The organism is Tissierella praeacuta DSM 18095 (assembly GCF_900128955.1).
Lineage (GTDB): Bacteria > Bacillota > Clostridia > Tissierellales > Tissierellaceae > Tissierella > Tissierella praeacuta.
In genome coordinates this window covers 85,065-104,852 of the sequence record NZ_FQTY01000001.1, presented here as the reverse complement: position 1 = coordinate 104,852, position 19,788 = coordinate 85,065, and the positions used below count along the sequence as shown (strand labels likewise).

Genomic DNA, 19,788 nt, shown 5'->3' with positions numbered 1-19,788 from the left:
CTCTATTCTACTATGACATAATACTTTTCTTTTTCACATACTTCTCCTATTACTGCATATTTAGTAGGTGTTGATTTCAATTCTTCTAATAGCTCATTTTGCTTTTCTTTTGGAATAGATATCAAAAGCCCTCCTGATGTCTGAGGATCAAATAATATATCTTCTATATCCTTTTCTACATATTCATTAATATACACATTATCCCCTGTATAAGTTCTATTTGCATATGCACCTGCAGGTACTAATCCCATTTGGGCATATTCCAATGCATTAGAAACTACTGGAATATTTTTATGTTTTATCTTTATGGTTACAGAACTACCCTGAGCCATTTCTAAGGCATGACCCAATAAGCCAAAGCCTGTTATATCTGTAAGGCTATTTGCACCTCCTACACGCTCCATAGCTTCCTTTGCATACTTATTTAAGGTAGACATTACCATGACTGCTTCCTCATAAGTAGATTTATCTGCAATTTCGCCTTTTATAGCTGTATTTATTATCCCTAACCCTAAAGGTTTAGTTAATATAAGAACATCTCCTGGTTTAGCATTACTATTTGTAAGTACCTTTTCTGGATGTACAAAACCAGCAACTGATAACCCATACTTTGGCTCATCATCTTCTACAGTATGACCTCCTACTGTAATAGCTCCTGCTTCCTTTACCTTATCATATCCACCCCTTAATATCTCTCCTAATATATCAGGACTTAAACAATTTGGAAAACACACTATATTCATAGCTAATTTTGGTTCTCCACCCATAGCATAAACATCCGATAAGGAATTTGTTGCCGCTATTTGTCCAAATGTATATGGATCATCTACTACTGGAGTAAAAAAGTCTAAAGTCTGAATCATTGCCAACTCATCATTTATTTTGTATACAGCTGCATCATCTGATGTATCTAGCCCTACTAATAAATTATCATCATATGTTTTTGGTAAATGGCACAAAACTTGTGCCAATATATCGGGACCGATTTTAGCCGCTCAACCAGAGCTTTTTGTTAATTGAGTTAATTTTTTTTCCATAACTACACCTCTTTATTTTACTGTTATTAATTCTTTTATACCCTCAAATTTTTTATCACCTATACCTGAAACATTTTTAATATCTTCAATACTTTTAAATGTATTTCCTTTTCTATATTCAATTATTCTATCTGCAATAACATCCCCTATACCCGGCAAAGATACTAATTCTTCTTTAGCACAAGTATTTATATTTGTTTTAAGAGACTTTTCTTTAAAATCATTACTATGAATTATATCACTGGTTAATTCTTCTCCAATTTTAGGTATATGTACTTTTTCTTCATCTTCTAACTTCTTTGCTAAATTTATTTTATCTATATCAGCATCTTTTTTCAATCCCCCAGCTAATTTTACTGCATCTATTACTCTATCACCTATTTCTAGCTCTACTATTCCTGGGTTGTAAACCTGTCCACTTATATGAACCATAATAATTTTATTTTCATTATCACTTACCCTATCTTCTTCTAGATTTATTGTCTCTTCAAAACTGGTAATTTCCATGATATCATCTTTTGGTTTAATTATATCCTTCATGAAAAATTTGAAACCTAAGGTAATAATAATTATAAAAACTATTAATAGTATACCTATTTGTTCTTTCTTTGTAAAGGAATCCATATTTATATACCCCCTAAATATATTATTATTTGTTAATATTCGATTTACTTTTTATTTTTCCTTCTTTTTTTAAAAAATATTTATACTTAATTATTTATTCTTTTTCTGGTATAATCTTATTATGAAGATAAGGTGGTGGATAGTTTGAAAAAAGTTTTAGCTTTATTTATTTTTATATTTCTATTTAATACATATTCTTTTTCATATGGGGAGGACTTAACTCTATCTGGAGAAGGGGCTATTTTAATTGATATGGATACATCAGAGATTTTATATGAGAAAAATTCCCATTCTCAACTTTATCCAGCTAGCACTACTAAAATTATTACTGCTATACTTGCTATTGAAAATGGTAATATGGAAGATATAGTTACCATTGATGAAGAAGTTGTTAATCTAACTAGTGGTAGTCATATAGCCTTAGAACCTGGAGAAAAAATGTCCTTAGAACAATTATTAAATGCTTTATTAATAGAATCTGCCAATGATGCAGCTTGTGCTATAGCAAAGCATATTTCAGGAAGTATAGAAGAGTTTAGCAAACTTATGAATGAAAAAGCAAAATCAATAGGTGCAGTAAATACTAATTTTGTTAATCCAAATGGACTACCTAATGAAGATCATAAAACAACAGCATATGACTTAGCGTTAATTGCTAGATATGCAATGCAAAATGAAAAATTTAGATCTATAGTTAAAAATTACACTTATATTATTCCTGTAACAAATAAAAAATCTGAACCTAGATACTTAAAATCAGCTAATAAACTTTTATATAGTAATGAAAAAATTGATGTAGACGGAAAAATTGTACCTATCAAATATGATGGAGTAAATGGTGTAAAATCAGGATATACAGTTGCTGCACAGCAATGTTTAGTTATATCTTTAGAAAAAGATGGGCATAGACTCATAGCTGTAGTGTTAAAAGCTAATGGAAAAAATATTTATTCTGATATTCATAAATTATTAAATTATGGAATTTCAAATTTCGAGAATGTAAAATTTGGTTTTTCCAATAAATTTATTGATAATTTCAAAGTAAGTAATGGCGTTATACCTTTTGTACCTGGAGTTACTAAGACTGATTCTAGCTTTTTAATTAGGAAGGGTCAAAAGGATAAAATACAAGAAAAACTCATAGTCGATAGTTTAGAAGCACCCATATCAAAGGGAGAAGTAATTGGTAAAATTGAATATGTTTTGGATGGGAAGGTTGTTTCTGAAACAGATATTATTTCCACTATGGATATAGAAGCCCAACCAAATCCTAGCCTCTTTAAAAAAACTTTAAGTAAATGGTATATAATTTTACCTGTTTTTGTTATAATTGGAAGAATAATATCTCTAAATAAAAAGAGAAGAAGAATAAAAAGAAGAAGAGCAAGCATATATAAAATATAAATAAAAACCTAGTTCAAATTTGAACTAGGTTTTTATTTATATTACTGCAATACCTTCGATTTCAATATCTGCACCCTTAGGCAATGCTGCTACTTGTATTAATGATCTAGCAGGTTTATGGTCTCCAAAAAATTCTGCATAAACTTCATTGATTTTAGAAAAGTCATTTATATCTGTTACAAAAACTGTAACTTTAACTAAATGCTCTATACTTCCATGAGCTGCTTCCAAAACTGCCTTTACATTTTCTAAGCATAATCTTGTTTCTTTTTGTATATCACCTTTTGATAACTCTCCAGTTGCTGGATCTATTGGTAATTGACCAGATGTAAAAATTATATTTTCAGCCTTCACTCCTTGTGAATAAGGTCCTACTGCTGCTGGTGCTTTTTCTGTTGATAAAAATCTTGATGTCATTATATTTTCCTCCTTTAGTTTAGATTATTTCTTTCCCCTTCATCAGACCATAGTCTTTCAAGGTTATAGAATTCTCTTTCTTCTTTATGAAATACATGAACTATTACATCATTAAAATCTAAGAGTATCCATCTGCCACTTTGATACCCTTCTTTTGAAAATTCTAACTCTCCTGCTTCAATCATCTTACTTTCTACCTCATCAGCTATTGCCATTACCTGTGTTGATGAGTTTCCACTTACAATGACAAAATAATCTGCAATAGAAGTTAGTTTTGATATATTTAACAATTTAATATCTATTCCTTTTTTGTCTTCACAAGCTTTAGTAATGATGGATAATTTATTTTCTAAATCTAGCATAAATTTACCCCCTAAATTTTATTTTTTATCTTTTATTTAACTGAATTATTAGATGGTTTCTTGCTTTTATAGTATCAGGGTGAATTAGTTTATTCTTTTCAATTAAAAAAGTTATAGTATTTTCCATAGCCAATAATATGGCTTTATCTAAATCTTTAGCAACTAACTTTCTTACTTCTTCGACCCCTTGAAAGTTTCTATATGGCTCTATATAATCAGCTATATAAATTATCTTTTCTAATATATTCATATTCTCTTTACCTGTAGTATGATAATAAATAGCATTTAATATTTGATTATCTTCTATTCCATATTCTTCTTTAGCTATTCTAGCACCAAGAGGTCCATGTATGAGTTCATGATTATATTTCATACAATCATCTAAAATTATATCAAAGTCAGACGCCATTTTCAACAAATATGTATCATCTATTATCTTAGCACAGTCATGTAATATTGCAGCAATCTTAACTTTTTCTATATCAGCATTATATATTTCAGCTAATTCAAGTGCTACTTCCATTACTCTCACTGAATGATCATATCTTTTCTCCCCAATATCTTTTATTAATTTATTCTTTAAAGATTTATTCATGCAGGTTCTCTCCATTATATAAATTATATTTAAAAATATATTCTTCAACGGATTCTGGTACAAGATATTTTATACTTAATCTATTTTTTATCCTATTCCTGATTTCTGTAGAAGAAATTTCAATAAGGGGTGATTTAACTTTTTCAATCTTAATATTATAAGATATTTTTAAATCTTTAATTTTTTTATTTATACTATCTTCTTGCCCAGATCTATAGAGTAATATAAATTTACACAAACTAATAAGTTCCTCAAAACCTTTCCATTTTTCTAATTCGAAAAGAATATCGGAACCTATTATAAAATATATTTCATCTTCTCTATACTCTCTCCTTAATTCCATTATAGTATCAATGGTATAAGTAATACCCATTCTATTAATTTCTATAGGTGATAGTTCAAAATATTTATTTGAGCTTATAGCTAATGAAATCATATCCATCCTTTTATTTGGTTCACTAATATTTTTATTATTTTTAAAGGGATGATTACCTGATGGTATGAAAATTAATTTATCTAAATTTAGGGAAGTTCTAACATATTCTGCCCCTATTAAATGTCCATTGTGTATAGGGTCAAAAGTACCTCCCATTACTCCAATTTTCATAGGTTTCCTCCGTAACTAACAAGAATTAAACTTCAGAAATATATAAGATTCTGAAGTTTATAATTCCTTTAATTTGGCAATTCAATTTTTTTATTTTCTTTTGATTCCTTATATAAAACAAATTTATTACCAATACTTTGTACAAATTCTGCATCTATTTCTTCCGATATTTGATTAGCAACTTCAGTTGCATCTAATAAACTATTATTTAATACTTTTATTTTTATTAACTCTCTTGCTTCTAAGGCATCGTCTACTTGCTTAATAAAATTTTCAGTTATTCCATTTTTACCTACTTGAAATATTGGTTCCATAGTATTTGCAATACTCTTTAAATACGATCTTTGTTTTCCTGTTAACACTATTCCACTCCTCTAATTTAAACTTCTATTTCTTTCCTTTGTCTTCTATGCTTTTCGTAGTCTGTATTCCCCTTCTTCCAACCTGTTCTTAGTTTTTCTCCTGGTATATAATTTTCATTTATCACTACTTCATCTTTCATTAAACAATAATATGTTGGTTGATTTTCCTTACAGTTTCCACAACTTAAGCAGTCCATTTTACTTCCTTTACCTCCATTTAATCAAAAAATTCAAATTCATATCCACAAATAAATACGGATTCATATTCTTGTATTCCCAATTCTTTAAGTTTATCTATTACTCCTTTTTTCCTAAGCATATCTTGGAAATATCTTAAAGAGTCTACGTCATCAAAATAAGTTGAGCCTAAAAGTCTTTCAATAAAAGTTCCTTCTACAATAAATTTATCATTTTCTTTCCTAACAATTATTGCATCATCACTTTCTTCTTCATGCATAAATTCCTCATCAAATGTATCATAACTAATTTCCGTATTGGAAAGTAAATCCCACATAGCATATTTAAGCTCATCTATACCCTCTAATGTTGCGGCGGAAATTGGATATATCTTATAACCTTCTGGCTCAAATTCTTTTTTAATCTTCTCAAGTCCTTCCTCTGCTCCTAGTATATCCATCTTATTTGCCACTATTATCTGTGGCTTATCAACTAATTTTATATTATATTGACTTAACTCATCATTAATCTTATAAAAGTCATCTATAGGATCTCTATCTTCACTACCAGATACATCTAATACATGTACCAGTACTCTGGTTCTTTCAATATGTCTTAAAAAATCATGTCCTAGTCCTGCACCTTGATGTGCTCCTTCAATCAATCCTGGAATATCCGCTATAACAAAAGATTTTTCTTCACCTATTCTAACTACTCCCAAATTTGGTTTTAAAGTTGTAAAATGATAGTTTGCAATTTTAGGTTTAGCTGCTGAAACAATTGAAAGTATAGTTGACTTCCCCACATTGGGAAACCCTATAAGTCCTACATCTGCAAGAAGCTTTAATTCTAATATTATATCCCTTTCTTGACCTTTTGTACCAGGCTCAGCAAATCCAGGTGCCTGACGTGTAGCAGTTGCAAATTTAGCATTTCCCCTTCCACCTCTTCCACCTCTAGCTATAACAAAAGTTTGATCTTTTTCCTTTAAATCTACTATTACCCCTTCTGTATTACCATCTTTAACTAAAGTTCCAACGGGTACCTTTAATACAATATCTTCTCCTGCTTTTCCAAATTGTTTTTTAGTCCTTCCATCTTCCCCATTTTGACCAATATATGAACGCTTATATCTAAAGTCCATTAAAGTTCTAATTCCTTCATCTGCTTTTAGAATTATACTTCCTCCGTTTCCTCCATCTCCTCCATAAGGTCCTCCAGCAGGCTCATATTTTTCCCGTCTCCAAGCTACAATTCCATCTCCACCCTTACCTGCTTTGACATGTATCTTTGCCACATCTATAAACATAATCTCATCATCCTTACCAATTACTTTTCCTATATTTAGAAATCCGATAAATTTATTATATCAATTTTATTTAGTCTGTCAATTAATATATTAACTTTTTCAGATAACACTAATGATTTTCTTATTTATTTTGTCTAGATATAAAAAAATTTATACTATACTTTACACAATAAGTAATTTTCATACCAAATACAAATACCTATTGATTTAGAAAAAAATTTAAGCTTACCATTAATGGCAAGCTTAAATTTTACGCTAACTCCTCTGCAGGATAAACACTAACTTGTTTTTTATCTTTACCTTTTCTTTCAAATCTAACTACACCATCAACTGTTGCAAATAAAGTATCATCTCCACCTTTACCTACATTGTTTCCAGGGTGTATTTTAGTGCCTCTTTGTCTAACTAAAATATTTCCAGCTAAAACGAATTGTCCATCACCTCTTTTAACGCCTAATCTTTTAGCTTCACTATCTCTACCATTTCTGGAGCTACCTACTCCTTTTTTAGAAGCAAATAATTGTAAATTCAATTTAATCATCAATTACACCTCCCCATTCTTGAGTGCTACATACTCTGGGTAACTTTCTATCACTGAATTAATTCCTACTACTAATGATTCTAATAGGATTTGTGTTCTATCTAATTTAAACTTTTCTATATTCTTAGGTAATTCTACATCAAGAAATCCGGTTTCTTCATCTATGGAATACTTAATATTATTTTCCTCTAATCCACAAACTTCTACTAAGGATAACAATGTAGTCTGAGAAAGTACTGATATAGCAGCACATACTATATCTTTACCATAGGAATCATAATCTGAATGTCCCTCTATGGTATATTTTTTAATATAATTATTTTTATCCCTATATATTTTAGCTACTATCATGATATTAGCCAACAATATTTTCAATTCTTACTTTAGTAAATGGTTGACGATGTCCTTGTTTCTTTCTATAGTTCTTCTTAGCTTTATATTTGAAAACAACGATTTTCTTAGCCTTTCCTTGTTCTAAAACAACAGCTTCAACTTTAGCACCATCAACATAAGGTTTCCCAGCAACTATATCTCCTTCTTTTGACACTAAAAGAACTTTATCAAAATTTACATTTGTGCCTTCTTCTGCATCTATTTTCTCTACGAAAACAACATCACCTTGTTGAACTCTATATTGTTTACCACCAGTTTCTATTACAGCGTACATTATGATTGCACCTCCTCTAACCCAGTCTCGCCAATACAGGGTGCCATTAGGACTTAAACCCAGATTGAGCGGCTCTACACCCAAATATTCTAACAAATATCTACATTATTGTCAATAGCTAATTTTACTCTATAATATTCCCCCGCCCTTCACAAATTGGACATTTTTTATAAAAGTCTGCTGCTAAAGGTCTTCTTATTTTTTTTCTCGTTAATTCAACAAGACCAAGTTTTGTAATATCTATAATATTTGTCTTTATCTTATCTTTTTGTAACTGCTTTTTAAATATAGATAAAACTGCTGAAACATCATCTTTATCTCTCATATCTATAAAATCTACTATTATAATACCTCCAATATCCCTAAGCCGAATTTGTCTTGCTATTTCTTCAGCTGCTTCTATATTGGTTTTTAACACTGTATCACCTAGAGAACTAGTACCAACAAATTTTCCAGTGTTAACATCTACTACTGTAAGGGCTTCTGTTTCATCTATAACTATATAACCTCCAGATTTAAGTGATACCTCTCTCTGTAATGCAACTTTTAAGTCTAATTGAATATCAGTATTATAGGATATTGAAAACTCAGTATCTAGCTCTATTTTATCTGAAAACTTAAAAGGATAAAGATTCTCAGTTAAAATTAAATTATCATATATTTCCTTATTATTTACTATAATCTTCTCTATAGATTCATTATAATTATCCCTTATTATTTGATATGCTAAGCTAGGTTCCTTATAGAGAAGTTTCGGACATGGTAAAAAATTTCTTTCTTTTTCAATTTTAGAATATATATTATATAAAATATCATATTCCTCTTTTAAAACAGATTCTTCAACTCCTTCTGAAGCTGTTCTAAATATAAGTCCCATATGATCTTTCATAATCCTTTTACCTATGTCCTTTAAGTTTTCCATTTTGGAAGAACTTTTAATCTTTTTAGAAATATTTATTTTATTAGAAAAAGGAGTAAATACTAGATACCTACCTGGCATTTCAATATGAGTCGTTAATTTCGCTCCCTTATTGCCAGAAGCTTCTTTTATTACCTGTACTATTACTTCTTGACCAGATTTAATTATTTCAGATATCTTATATATTCTACCATTATATAAAACATCTTTTGGCAAAGCTTCCTTAACATATAAATAAGCATTTTTAGATTCACCAATATCTACAAAAGCTGCTTCCATTCCTTGTAATACATTGGCTACTCTGCCCCTATATATATTTCCAACTATTCTTTTTTCTTGCTCTTCTAAATGAAATTCTACAAGTCTATTATTCTCTACAATTCCAACCCTATTAACTCCATTTAAAGAATCAATAAAAATATAATTCATCACAATTCTCCCATCTTATAACAAGATTTTATTGATAGTTTTTACACAAATTAGAAACCATCGCCTATATTTTTCATCGTATTATAATGGCTTATATATATTATTATCCTTTTCTGCATATAAACCTAACCTTTTTATGTTTATAGAGTCCATGTCTATATTAAGACAAGTATCTCTATTTAAAGTTTCCATAAAATCCATAGGTTTTAAATTTCCATTATTTCCAGACTTCAATAAAGCATCTATTTTTATACTTTTATCTATAATCTCTTTAAAAACTATATTTCCAATAAACTTTTTAATATTCTCTTCCTTTTCGATTTTTTTCTTACCTTTTTTCTTTAATTTTGTAATCATTATTTCATCTTGAGATAACCATTTATTCAATATACTTTCTATATTTATCTTTTCTTTAATATCTTCTATTTCAAAATCTATTTCATAAAAAGCCCAAGCTATTAGTGAAGCTACAGCTTCTTCTTTCTCAAGATACAAACCTCTTATTATCTGAATATCTTTAGGTAAGACCTTATTAACTTTTTGTATAAATTCGTCTACTGGGACATACTCAATATCTATATCCATATATTCTTCTTCAGATTCTATTCCAAGAGATAGTGGACTTGCTATTGAAAACTTTGGATGAGGATTAAATCCTTCTGAATATTTTATTGGAACACCAGCTCTGTTAAAGGATCTATGAAATAATCTCATTAAGTCTAGATGTCCAATATATTTTAAATAGTTTTTTTTGTTAAATACAACTCTTAAAATCATTTGTTTACACCACCAGTCATCGTACATCCCTTTATTCCACAACCTCTGCATTGTAATCTGCAATCATCTGTTGTCTGTTCTTCTAAAGATTTTTTATATTCTCTAATCAAATATTCTTTTGATACTCCTGGATTTATAAAATCCCAAGGTAAGACTTCATCTAATTCTCTATTTCTCAGGGCATAGAAATTACTGTCTATACCTACTTCATTCATAGCTTCAGTCCAAGTTTCATACTTGAAATGCTCGGACCAGCCATCAAATTTACACCCTTTTTCCCATGCTCTTAATATGAGTTTTGATATCCTCCTATCACCACGAGCAATTACTGCTTCTAAGAAACTTAGTTTTGGATCATGATAATTAAATGTGACTTTATTATCCTTTATGCTATTTTTAACTAGATATATTTTTCTATAAAATTCCTCCATAGAATCTTGTCCAATCCACTGAAAAGGTGTAAAGGGTTTTGGTACAAAACAAGATGCTGAAGCTGTTACTTTTAAATTTCCTTTTCTCTCTTCCTTTGGCATATCAAAAAAAATATCTTTAACTTTATATGCCAATTCTTTTATACCTAGCACATCTTCATCAGTTTCCGTAGGTAATCCAATCATAAAATAAAGTTTAACAGTAGACCATCCTTCTTTAAACACATAAGAAATCGTATTTACCAAATCATCTTCAGTTATTCCTTTGTTTATTACATCTCTAAGCCTTTGACTACCAGCTTCAGGAGCAAAGGTTAGTCCTGACTTTCTAACTTTTTCAATTTCTTTTAATATATCTATAATAAAAGAATCTAATCTTAAAGATGGTAAAGATACTCCTACTTTTTTCTGCTCAAAATTATCCATTAATTTTGATATCAGTGTATATAATTCAGAATAATCACAAGAGCTAAGGGATGATAAAGATACATTTTCATATCCAGTACTTTCAACTAATTTTTCTGCTAAATCTACTATTTTATCAACTGACTTTTCTCTTATAGGTCTATAAATCATACCTGCTTGACAAAATCTACATCCCCGGGTACAACCTCTGAAAATTTCCATAACAACTCTATCATGGACTGTTTCAATAAATGGTACAATCATTTTCTCAGGTGCAAACATAGAATCTAAATCTTTTATCATTCTCTTATTTATTACCTTTGGAACCATTTCATCTAACCTTACCATCTCTTTAATAGTTCCATCATCATTGTATATTATATCATAAAACTTTGGTACATATATTCCTTCTAATTTAGCCACTTCTCTTAAAAATTTTTCCCTATTCCACTCTTTTTCCTTATGTTCTTTATATAGTTTAAGAATTTCTAATGTTACTTCTTCTCCTTCACCTATTACGAAAAAATCTATAAATTCTGCTATAGGTTCTGGATTATAAGCACAGGGTCCTCCTGCCATAACAATCGGGTCATCATCATTTCTATTTTTTGTAAGTAATGGAATTTTAGATAAATCTAAAATATTTAATATATTGGTATAACTCATCTCATACTGCAATGTAAATCCTAAGAAATCAAAATTTCTTACTTCTTCTTTGTTTTCCAAAGTAAAAAGGGGAAGCCCTTCCTTTCTCATTTCTTCTTCCATATCTGTCCAAGGTGCAAATACTCTTTCACAAGCAAAATCTTCTTCTTCATTTATTAAATTATATAAAATATGTAGCCCTAAATGTGACATTCCTACATCATATATATCTGGAAAAGAAAAGGCAAACTTCACCTTTACTTTATTTAAATCTTTTATTACTGAATTTTGCTCCATTCCTATATATCTAGCAGGTTTTTCAACTTTCTTTAGAACCCTATCTAGAATTTTCTTATTTATCATTTGTTTCCACCTTTCATTAATACTATAGATATTATCTTATCACTTTTCTATTGATATTAGTAGGGAAATTTTCTTATTAAATTAGAACCTCGGGTAGTTTTCCCGAGGTTCTAATTTAATTTATATCTTTACTAAATTGTTCTACCAATCCTTCCAAAGTTCCTTTAGAACTATCTACTACCTTTACTAAATAATCTTTTACCTTTTTCCCATCTTTTTCCATACTAAAATCATAATATATATTTCTTTCAATAATTTTAATAATGCTATTGGATGTCTTATTGTCCATCATCTTTATTACTAAAATAATTAATAAAATAACTAAAACAAAAATAATCCTATTTACTAGTTTATTATAATATTTATTATTTTTAAGAAAATTCTTATTTAATTTATATTTTCCCCTATCCATATAATCACCTACCTCAATTAATATTATTTTATTTATTTAAGGTAGATTTTATACCAAATTAATATTCTTTTATAGTAAAAGATGTATTTTCTTTTCCTAAAGTAAATTTATCTTTTAAATTTTTAGTTATATAAATTGATTTATCTTTTGTAATAAATATAGCTTCTATATCTTCCAATGAATTTACTAATTCTATTCCATTATCCAGACCCAATACAAATAACGCTGTAGACAAAGCATCACCATCTATTGATTTGTTGGAAATAATACATACCCCTGAAAGTTCATTTTCTGTAGGATATCCTGTTTTAGTGTCCAAAATATGATGATATTTTTTTCCATTATATTCAAAAAATCTTTCATAATCACCAGAGGTAACTATTGAGTTGTTTTTTGCTTTAAGTATTCCTAAATAGTTTCCTGTAATTTTAAATGGATCTTGTATTCCAATATTCCAGTAGGAGGCATCTTGCTTTTCTCCATGAGTAAAAATATTACCACCCAAATCAATTATGGCTGACTTTACTCCATTTTCCCTTAATATCCTGCTTACTTCATCAGCAGCATAGCCCTTTACTATACTACCTAAATCTATCTTCATGTTTTTTTCTTTTAAAAACACCTGATTATTATCCAATAATTCTAAATCCTTATAGTTAACATAGGATTTCTTTTCTTCTATTTCTTCAATATTTGGTATAGATGTTCTATTTTTCTCTCCAGATGAAATATTCCACAAATTTACCAAAGGTCCAATAGTAGGATCACAAGCCCCCTCTGAAATCTCCGCATAATATTTTGCCCTATTTAATACAAAATAAGTATCTTCATTGATTGTAACAGGTTTTATTCCTGCATTTTCATTTATTTTATTTACATCACTGCCATTTAATGTAGCACTCATTCTATTTTCTATCTCTTTTAATCTTAAAAATGCCTTATCTAAAATACTTTCATCATTATTATCATATATTTTAATGGTCATTACTGTATTCATAAGAAATTCTGTCCTAGATATAGGCTCTATCTTAGGTATTAAATTAGACTCTGGAAGTTTTGTGTTCTTTGATTCATGTTTATATCTGCATCCAGTAGCACTTACTATTAAAATTAAAATTAAAATTAATCTAATATCCTTTATCTTTTTCATTTCATCACTCCATATCACTTGAAAAAACCCTAACTAAAAGTTAGGGTTTTACTTTTCTTATTTTGCTAAGCTTAATGCTTCATCTACTAGTTCTATAATAGTATTCCTTGTATTTGTTGCTCCTGTAATTCCATCAAGATTAAGATTTTCTGTTCCATTATTATCAATAATTAATTTTTGAACTGCAGGAATTACCTCAAATGGGACTGCATAAGAGTAGTTATCAGTTGATTTTATGTCGCCTTTTTTAACTCCATCTGAATCTTCTACTGCCACTTCTGCATAATTAATACCTACTATTTGTCCATCTTGAACTCTTACTTTTACTTCTGATAACCAACCGTGGCTAGGTTCCTTTCCTTTAGCTTCATAAACTCCATCTTTATATACTCCCGTATATACTTCTCCCTTAGCGGCTTTATCTAATAAAATTTGAGTTACTTCCTTAAAACTACCTTTTGTATGAGTTGCTCCCGAAACAGCATCAAAGTCTACTGCTGCAAGATCCTTTTTATCATTAAATTGAGTATTTAAATCTTTAATTACAGCAAGACCCTCTGCATAAGAATAATTTGATTCTGATTTAGCTTCTCCTGAATCTGCCAAATATTCATTATAATCTAAAGATAATATTTCTCCATCCTTTACTTCTAACTTTGCCATGGGATAATTTCCATGATCACTAACTGGCATTTTAACTAAATAAATACCATCAACTAAATTATCCTTTACTTCTGTTGTATCGTTGGAATTTGATTTACTTTCATCAACTGGTAGTCCATTTTCTTTCTTCCCACAGCCAGTAAAAATAGTAACCATCACTGCCAATGATAATATCAAAATCATGATCCTTTTTTTCATTTTTTTCCCCCCGTAAATTAAATATAATTTTTCATTTGTTTTATACCCATTTAGTATATCTTATGATATAAAATATAGCAATAATTAATTTAATATTATAAGATTTTTCTATAGTTAGTGATTATCTTTTACTTTTAATATGGGAATATTTGCCACTAAAGCAGAAATAGTAGAACTATCCATATCCTTCTTCATTCTAGTTAACTTAATATCTAGTCCCTCTTCATCAATATCTGCATATTGAGATATTACCCTAATAATATCACCTTTAATCATATCTAAAAATTTAGGTGAAAGATCTGCTCGATCATGAACTAATACCAATTTAAGCCTTTCCTTAGCAACATTTTTACTTTTTTCTTCTTTTTTACTAAACATTTTAAAAAGATCCAAGAAATTCCCCCCTATTTACTAAATAATAATTTTAGGATTTTACTCAACTTCCCCTCTTCATTTACATCTAGGTTTAGTAACTCTACCTCATCCCCTATTATCCTTCTAGTTATATTTCTATAGGCCTTTCCTGATAATGCCTTTTCATCGCCTACTACTGGCTCTCCCTTGTTCGTAGAGATAACTATAGCTTCATCATCTGGTACAATTCCTAAAAGGTCAATGGCTAAAATATCTATTATATCATCCATATTCATCATATCTCCCCTTTTAACCATTTCCTGCCTAATTCTATTAATTATTAGTTTAGGATTATATAAGCCTTTAGACTCTAATAATCCAATAACTCTATCTGCATCTCTTACGGCTGATATTTCTGGTGTGGTTACTATTAAAGCTATATCAGCACCAGCTATGGAATTTTGAAACCCTTGCTCTATTCCTGCAGGAGAATCTATAATTATATAATCAAATTCCTTTTTTAAATCATTAACTAACTCAAGCATTTGCTCTGGGCTTATAGCTGACTTGTCTTTAGTTTGTGCCGCTGGTAGAAGGTATAATTTTTCATGTCTCTTATCCCTTATTAGAGCTTGTTTCAATCTACAATTTTTCTCTACAACATCTACTATGTCATAGACTATCCTATTTTCTAAACCCATAACAACATCTAAGTTTCTCAATCCAATATCTGCATCAACTACTACTACGGATTTTCCTAAGATAGCTAAGCCTGTCCCAATATTTGCCGACGTAGTTGTTTTTCCAACTCCACCCTTTCCTGAAGTAATAACTATAGCAGTTCCCAGTTTTTCTTTATCCATTTATTATCCTCCCTTTAATTATTTCTTAGGTAAATAAGGTTCAATTACTACTTCCCCATTCTTTATTTTAGCAACCTCTGGAATTCCATATGTTCCCATATATTCATCTGGAGGTCTGGAAATTTTGTCCCCAATTCTCAATTGAGTAGGTTGTAGATTATAAGATGCAACTATAGCATTATAATTGCCATCGAATCCAGCGTGGGCAACTCCTTTAATGCTACCCACTACTATTATATTTCCTTTAGCTTTTATGATTGCACCTGGATTTACATCTCCTATTATAACTATATTACCATCATATTCTACAATTTGCCCAGATCTTAGTGTACCATTTACAAATTTTGTCATACCACATTCAATACCTTCAAAAAAAACATTATCCTTAATGGTGCTATCTTCGTTTTCATCTTTAGGTGAATAGGAATTTAATATATGATTTGGAAGTTCTTCTTGAGAAACTATTAAATCATACTTATACTTCAAAATTAATTTTAACTCCATTAAATCCTCAGGAGATAATTTTTCAGATTTAATACCTAAAAGTTTTGCCCCATAATAAAATTTAGAAGATTTTTTCATTTTTTTGTCTAATTCTTCTTTAATAGATAAAAGATTATCACCACTAATTTCTAAAAAAATTCCTTCTTTTATACCTCTAAAATTAAGTAATTCTTCCTTCACTTTCAAAATTACCTCCACTATAATCCTTAATAACTCTTCACATTTATTCTGCCAAGTTATTTTTAAAAGGTAATGCTTCCTTTGTACCAATTGCGTTTAGCCCTAAGTATTCTGCTATAATATCTCTTGCCATAGGAGCACCATAACCTCCACTACCCCCTTGAAATATTACTGAAGCAACTGCAATCTCAGGATCATCATAGGGTGCAAAAGCAACAAACCATGAAAAGTCATCATAAGTATCTCCTGTATAAGGGTTTATTCCTGATTTTTGTGCAGTACCTGTTTTTGAACCTACCTTAACAGGAAAGTTACCAAATACCCTTCTCATTGAACCATCACTAGATACCAACGCCATCCCTTTTTTTACATGCTCTAAGTTATTATAGTCATTTAATTCTATTCTTGTAGATTTAGACTCATTATCAAATATAAGTTTTGAATTATTATAATTCTTAATATTATCAATTAAAGTTACCTCATGTTTATAACCACCATTTGATATAGTTGCTATATAGTTTGCCATTTGCATAGGAGTATAAGAGCTTTGACCTTGTCCAATAGTTACATTCAATGTATCTGAAATATTCCAACCTGCTTGATTTAAATATGTGTATTTTATCTTATCTGCTAATCCTTCTCTCTCCCCAGATAATTTTTTTTCTGGCTCAATTCCAAAAGCTTGTAACCTTCTAATAACTTCTCCCCTAGTCAAAGGTTCCTCTAATTCTGTCCAACTAACTATATCTTCTATAATATTTGTAATATCATAATCATCTAAAACTATATCTTTTTTCAAATAGTTTCGTATATTCTTTTGAAGATATGATTTTAGTAATGATTTAGTAATAATTATTTTCCTTTGAGGATCAGGTACTCCACCAGAAGTCTCAGCTGGTATATTTATTTCTATGCCAGTTTTATCATTTAATCCTAATTGTTTAGATAGATTTACTATATCCTCTATTTCCAGCTTAACTCCTATATTTTCTCCAGTCCTTGGATTTCTGCCAAAAGCCAAGGAATAAAAATAATAATTGCAAGAATCCCTAATAGCTTCATATAAATTTTCATATCCATGAGTGCCTCTGCTTTGGTTCCATATCCAACAAGCAGGACGATAGTTTCCTAATTCCACATAACCCATATCTCTTATGGCCTTAGTAGGACTTAATCCCTTATCTAAAGCTGCTAAGGCCGTTACCATTTTAAATGTTGAACCAGGTTGTACAGCTGTTTGAGTGGCAACATTATATAGTGGTCTTGGTGCCAATGGATCTTTGTCATTTCGAGGAAATAAACTAATCCAATCTGTATTAGATATCCCAGTTGCAAACAAGTTAGGATCATAAGAAGGCTCACTAACACTAGCTAAAACTTCACCTGTCTTTACATTTATGACCACTACTGCACCAGATGTAGCATTTTTATAAGGTCTATTTTTTTTCCTATTAATACCAAATTTATAATCTCCCCAAGGACTATCATAAACTCCTCCAACTTGTATCTTTTCTAAGGTTTTTTTCAAGGCATTTTCAGCAAATTTTTGTAGATTTAAATCAATTGTTAAATAAATATTATTTCCTGGTATAGGTTTTTTCTCATCGATGGTATTTGTTGTATTTCCAACTGCATCCACTTCTACTCGTTTAATTCCATTTTCTCCTCTTAAAGTATCCTCAAAACTTTCTTCAATTCCAGACTTCCCTATAATATCATTAGGCGAATATTTTTTCTCATCTACATATTTCTTAATTTCATTTGGTTGGCTAATCTTTCCTAAATACCCTAATATATGAGCTGCTGTAGTTCCCTCTGGATAATATCTTACTGGCTCTATAGATACTTGTATTCCTGGTAACTCTGCCAATCCTTCTTCTATTTTAGCTACAGTAGAATCTTGTATTCCATAGGCAATATTTATAGGTTGATAAGCCATATGCCCTTGTTTACTAAGTATTTCATATAATGATAAAACAGCCCTCGCTTCATAGTTACTTAAATACTTGGATATATTATATTTTTCTTTCAAGCTTTCAAAAGCCTCTTTAGTGCTGCTATTCTCATCCACTTTATTATCAGTATACCAATTCTTTTTATTATTGATAAATACATATTCAATATCATTTGCAATTGAAATTTTAGCATTTATTCCATCTGCTAAAAGTTGCTCTTGTGCCAATGATTTTATATTATCAGAAGTAATAAATTCTCCTAATACACCAGCTTCTTTACTGTATTCTAATAAAATCTCTAATGGAGATTTATCACCTATATTAGAGCTTCCTGTATATTTATATATTACATTAGCCCTATCTTCACTTAATTCTACTTTTATAGGTACTTTAGGATCCTTCTCTAATACCATATCCAATAATATTTTCCCAGGTACTAAAATTTCAGTTTTACCCTTATGATTATCTTTTGTTACTACCTTTTCTAAAAGCTTATAAATAGACGAATTAGAAACTATAGTAATAAAGTCTTCTTTAGCTGTTGTATTCTCTGTTATTCCCTTATATGAACTCATTAAAATTCTTTTTTGGTTTTTATATTCTTCATCATAGGATAAAGAATATTCCTCCATAATAATATTATCAGATAATCCCTTTTTTTCCATAATCTCATATGTCAATTTTCGCGAAATGGGATGATCTATTATTTTTCTTATAACAGTCTTATCGTTATCTATTAATTTAATTAATGCATCCGTTGGTGAATAATTATTTGGTATCTTATAATTACTCATCCATTTATTGAGATCTTCCGAAGAATTATATACTATTTCTATCGTATCACCTATGTCTTTTATAGTTATAGGCACATCGATTCCCTTGTTTTTTAATGCATTAATAGCTCTTTGAGCTGTTGTAAATCTATAGTGTTCTCTATAGTCTTTGTGAATATAAGAAGTTTGCAATACTTCTGATAAAATCCCTTTATTAATTATAATATCAACGACTTTATCATTTGGCATAATCTCCTGATTAAAATAATCCTCTACATTTTTATATTTAAACACATTCAAATTAATTGGAAAATCATCTACATAACTGACTCCATCTTCTTCTAATAACCTGATTAGAGATAATAAAGCAGCATTTTTCTTCTCTTTATCCTTTATATTTAACTCATCCTTTAAAATTTGTACAGTAAAGCTAGGATTATTACCTGCTAGAAGCCTTCCATACCTATCTCGTATCTCTCCCCTAGGTGCAGAAATATATATTTCTTTTAATCTCTTATTATCTGATATATCTCTATAATAATCTCCTTGGGCAATAGTTAAAGTTGCCAATCTAAATGATAATGCAAACATAAGTAAGATAACAATATATGTGACAATATTATATCTATTGAATATCTTTTCTAACCACTTCATTCATTTCACCT

The 19,788-nt window shown here is 29.5% G+C and carries 23 protein-coding genes; 1 reads left to right on the top strand and 22 read right to left on the bottom strand.

Annotated features, from left to right (window positions below; genetic code table 11):
* Positions 1 to 2: 2 nt before the first annotated feature.
* Positions 3 to 1,037 (bottom strand): selenide, water dikinase SelD, encoded by a 1,035-nt coding sequence (gene selD, locus BUB33_RS00595; RefSeq protein ID WP_084725014.1) that lies wholly within the window; start codon positions 1,035 to 1,037, stop codon positions 3 to 5.
* A gap of 12 nt (positions 1,038 to 1,049) precedes the next feature.
* Entirely contained in the window at positions 1,050 to 1,661 is a 612-nt protein-coding gene (locus BUB33_RS00590) for a helix-hairpin-helix domain-containing protein (RefSeq protein WP_072971655.1), read from the bottom strand.
* 135 nt (positions 1,662 to 1,796) lie between these two features.
* Between BUB33_RS00590 and BUB33_RS00585 the strand changes: the two genes are divergently transcribed.
* Entirely contained in the window at positions 1,797 to 3,065 is a 1,269-nt protein-coding gene (locus BUB33_RS00585) for a D-alanyl-D-alanine carboxypeptidase family protein (RefSeq protein ID WP_422821942.1), read from the top strand.
* A gap of 36 nt (positions 3,066 to 3,101) precedes the next feature.
* Here BUB33_RS00585 and BUB33_RS00580 read toward each other — a convergent pair whose 3' ends face one another.
* The 20 genes from BUB33_RS00580 to BUB33_RS00485 form a co-directional block, all read right to left on the bottom strand.
* Positions 3,102 to 3,482 carry a RidA family protein gene (locus tag BUB33_RS00580; protein ID WP_072971649.1) on the bottom strand — a complete coding sequence of 127 codons (381 nt, stop codon included), beginning with the start codon at positions 3,480 to 3,482 and terminating at the stop codon, positions 3,102 to 3,104.
* Positions 3,483 to 3,496: 14 nt separating this feature from the next.
* Positions 3,497 to 3,844 carry a ribosome silencing factor gene (gene rsfS / locus BUB33_RS00575; RefSeq protein ID WP_072971647.1) on the bottom strand — a complete coding sequence of 116 codons (348 nt, stop codon included), beginning with the start codon at positions 3,842 to 3,844 and terminating at the stop codon, positions 3,497 to 3,499.
* Between the two features lie 25 nt (positions 3,845 to 3,869).
* Positions 3,870 to 4,439, bottom strand: coding sequence for a bis(5'-nucleosyl)-tetraphosphatase (symmetrical) YqeK (yqeK, locus tag BUB33_RS00570; RefSeq protein ID WP_072971644.1), 570 nt, complete (start codon positions 4,437 to 4,439; stop codon positions 3,870 to 3,872).
* Positions 4,432 to 5,046, bottom strand: a complete 615-nt coding sequence (nadD, locus tag BUB33_RS00565) for a nicotinate-nucleotide adenylyltransferase (protein ID WP_072971641.1) — start codon at positions 5,044 to 5,046, stop codon at positions 4,432 to 4,434. Before nadD ends, yqeK begins: the two co-directional genes overlap by 8 nt.
* A gap of 68 nt (positions 5,047 to 5,114) precedes the next feature.
* On the bottom strand, positions 5,115 to 5,408 hold the full coding sequence (gene yhbY / locus BUB33_RS00560; protein ID WP_072971638.1) for a ribosome assembly RNA-binding protein YhbY: 294 nt from the start codon (positions 5,406 to 5,408) through the stop codon (positions 5,115 to 5,117).
* A gap of 17 nt (positions 5,409 to 5,425) precedes the next feature.
* Positions 5,426 to 5,605 (bottom strand): hypothetical protein, encoded by a 180-nt coding sequence (locus BUB33_RS00555; RefSeq protein ID WP_072971633.1) that lies wholly within the window; start codon positions 5,603 to 5,605, stop codon positions 5,426 to 5,428.
* Positions 5,606 to 5,625: 20 nt separating this feature from the next.
* Positions 5,626 to 6,894 (bottom strand): GTPase ObgE, encoded by a 1,269-nt coding sequence (obgE, locus tag BUB33_RS00550; RefSeq protein WP_072971630.1) that lies wholly within the window; start codon positions 6,892 to 6,894, stop codon positions 5,626 to 5,628.
* A 250-nt stretch (positions 6,895 to 7,144) separates the two neighbouring features.
* The gene (gene rpmA / locus BUB33_RS00545; protein ID WP_072971627.1) at positions 7,145 to 7,435 is read right to left on the bottom strand and encodes a 50S ribosomal protein L27; all 291 of its coding nucleotides are present in this window, start codon (positions 7,433 to 7,435) and stop codon (positions 7,145 to 7,147) included.
* 3 nt (positions 7,436 to 7,438) lie between these two features.
* Complete coding sequence (locus BUB33_RS00540) at positions 7,439 to 7,810, bottom strand: ribosomal-processing cysteine protease Prp (RefSeq protein WP_143154876.1); 372 nt, start codon at positions 7,808 to 7,810, stop codon at positions 7,439 to 7,441.
* Positions 7,791 to 8,102 carry a 50S ribosomal protein L21 gene (rplU, locus tag BUB33_RS00535; protein ID WP_072971621.1) on the bottom strand — a complete coding sequence of 104 codons (312 nt, stop codon included), beginning with the start codon at positions 8,100 to 8,102 and terminating at the stop codon, positions 7,791 to 7,793. Before rplU ends, BUB33_RS00540 begins: the two co-directional genes overlap by 20 nt.
* A gap of 124 nt (positions 8,103 to 8,226) precedes the next feature.
* Positions 8,227 to 9,450 carry an Rne/Rng family ribonuclease gene (locus tag BUB33_RS00530; protein WP_072971616.1) on the bottom strand — a complete coding sequence of 408 codons (1,224 nt, stop codon included), beginning with the start codon at positions 9,448 to 9,450 and terminating at the stop codon, positions 8,227 to 8,229.
* A gap of 81 nt (positions 9,451 to 9,531) precedes the next feature.
* A complete protein-coding gene (locus BUB33_RS00525; protein WP_072971613.1) occupies positions 9,532 to 10,227 on the bottom strand; it encodes a TIGR03936 family radical SAM-associated protein in 696 nt (231 codons plus the stop codon).
* The gene (locus BUB33_RS00520) at positions 10,224 to 12,071 is read right to left on the bottom strand and encodes a TIGR03960 family B12-binding radical SAM protein (RefSeq protein WP_200778082.1); all 1,848 of its coding nucleotides are present in this window, start codon (positions 12,069 to 12,071) and stop codon (positions 10,224 to 10,226) included. Before BUB33_RS00520 ends, BUB33_RS00525 begins: the two co-directional genes overlap by 4 nt.
* A gap of 115 nt (positions 12,072 to 12,186) precedes the next feature.
* Positions 12,187 to 12,483 (bottom strand): hypothetical protein, encoded by a 297-nt coding sequence (locus tag BUB33_RS00515; protein ID WP_072971610.1) that lies wholly within the window; start codon positions 12,481 to 12,483, stop codon positions 12,187 to 12,189.
* Between the two features lie 58 nt (positions 12,484 to 12,541).
* The gene (locus tag BUB33_RS00510; RefSeq protein ID WP_072971606.1) at positions 12,542 to 13,633 is read right to left on the bottom strand and encodes an FAD:protein FMN transferase; all 1,092 of its coding nucleotides are present in this window, start codon (positions 13,631 to 13,633) and stop codon (positions 12,542 to 12,544) included.
* A 57-nt stretch (positions 13,634 to 13,690) separates the two neighbouring features.
* A complete protein-coding gene (locus BUB33_RS00505; RefSeq protein WP_072971603.1) occupies positions 13,691 to 14,494 on the bottom strand; it encodes an FMN-binding protein in 804 nt (267 codons plus the stop codon).
* A gap of 114 nt (positions 14,495 to 14,608) precedes the next feature.
* Positions 14,609 to 14,887, bottom strand: coding sequence for a cell division topological specificity factor MinE (gene minE, locus BUB33_RS00500; RefSeq protein WP_072971598.1), 279 nt, complete (start codon positions 14,885 to 14,887; stop codon positions 14,609 to 14,611).
* A gap of 11 nt (positions 14,888 to 14,898) precedes the next feature.
* The gene (minD, locus tag BUB33_RS00495; protein ID WP_234949956.1) at positions 14,899 to 15,711 is read right to left on the bottom strand and encodes a septum site-determining protein MinD; all 813 of its coding nucleotides are present in this window, start codon (positions 15,709 to 15,711) and stop codon (positions 14,899 to 14,901) included.
* 18 nt (positions 15,712 to 15,729) lie between these two features.
* Positions 15,730 to 16,395: a septum site-determining protein MinC gene (locus BUB33_RS00490; protein WP_072972842.1), complete on the bottom strand. Its 666-nt coding sequence runs from the start codon at positions 16,393 to 16,395 to the stop codon at positions 15,730 to 15,732.
* 43 nt (positions 16,396 to 16,438) lie between these two features.
* The gene (locus BUB33_RS00485) at positions 16,439 to 19,777 is read right to left on the bottom strand and encodes a penicillin-binding transpeptidase domain-containing protein (RefSeq protein WP_072971595.1); all 3,339 of its coding nucleotides are present in this window, start codon (positions 19,775 to 19,777) and stop codon (positions 16,439 to 16,441) included.
* Between the last annotated feature and the right edge of the window lie 11 nt (positions 19,778 to 19,788).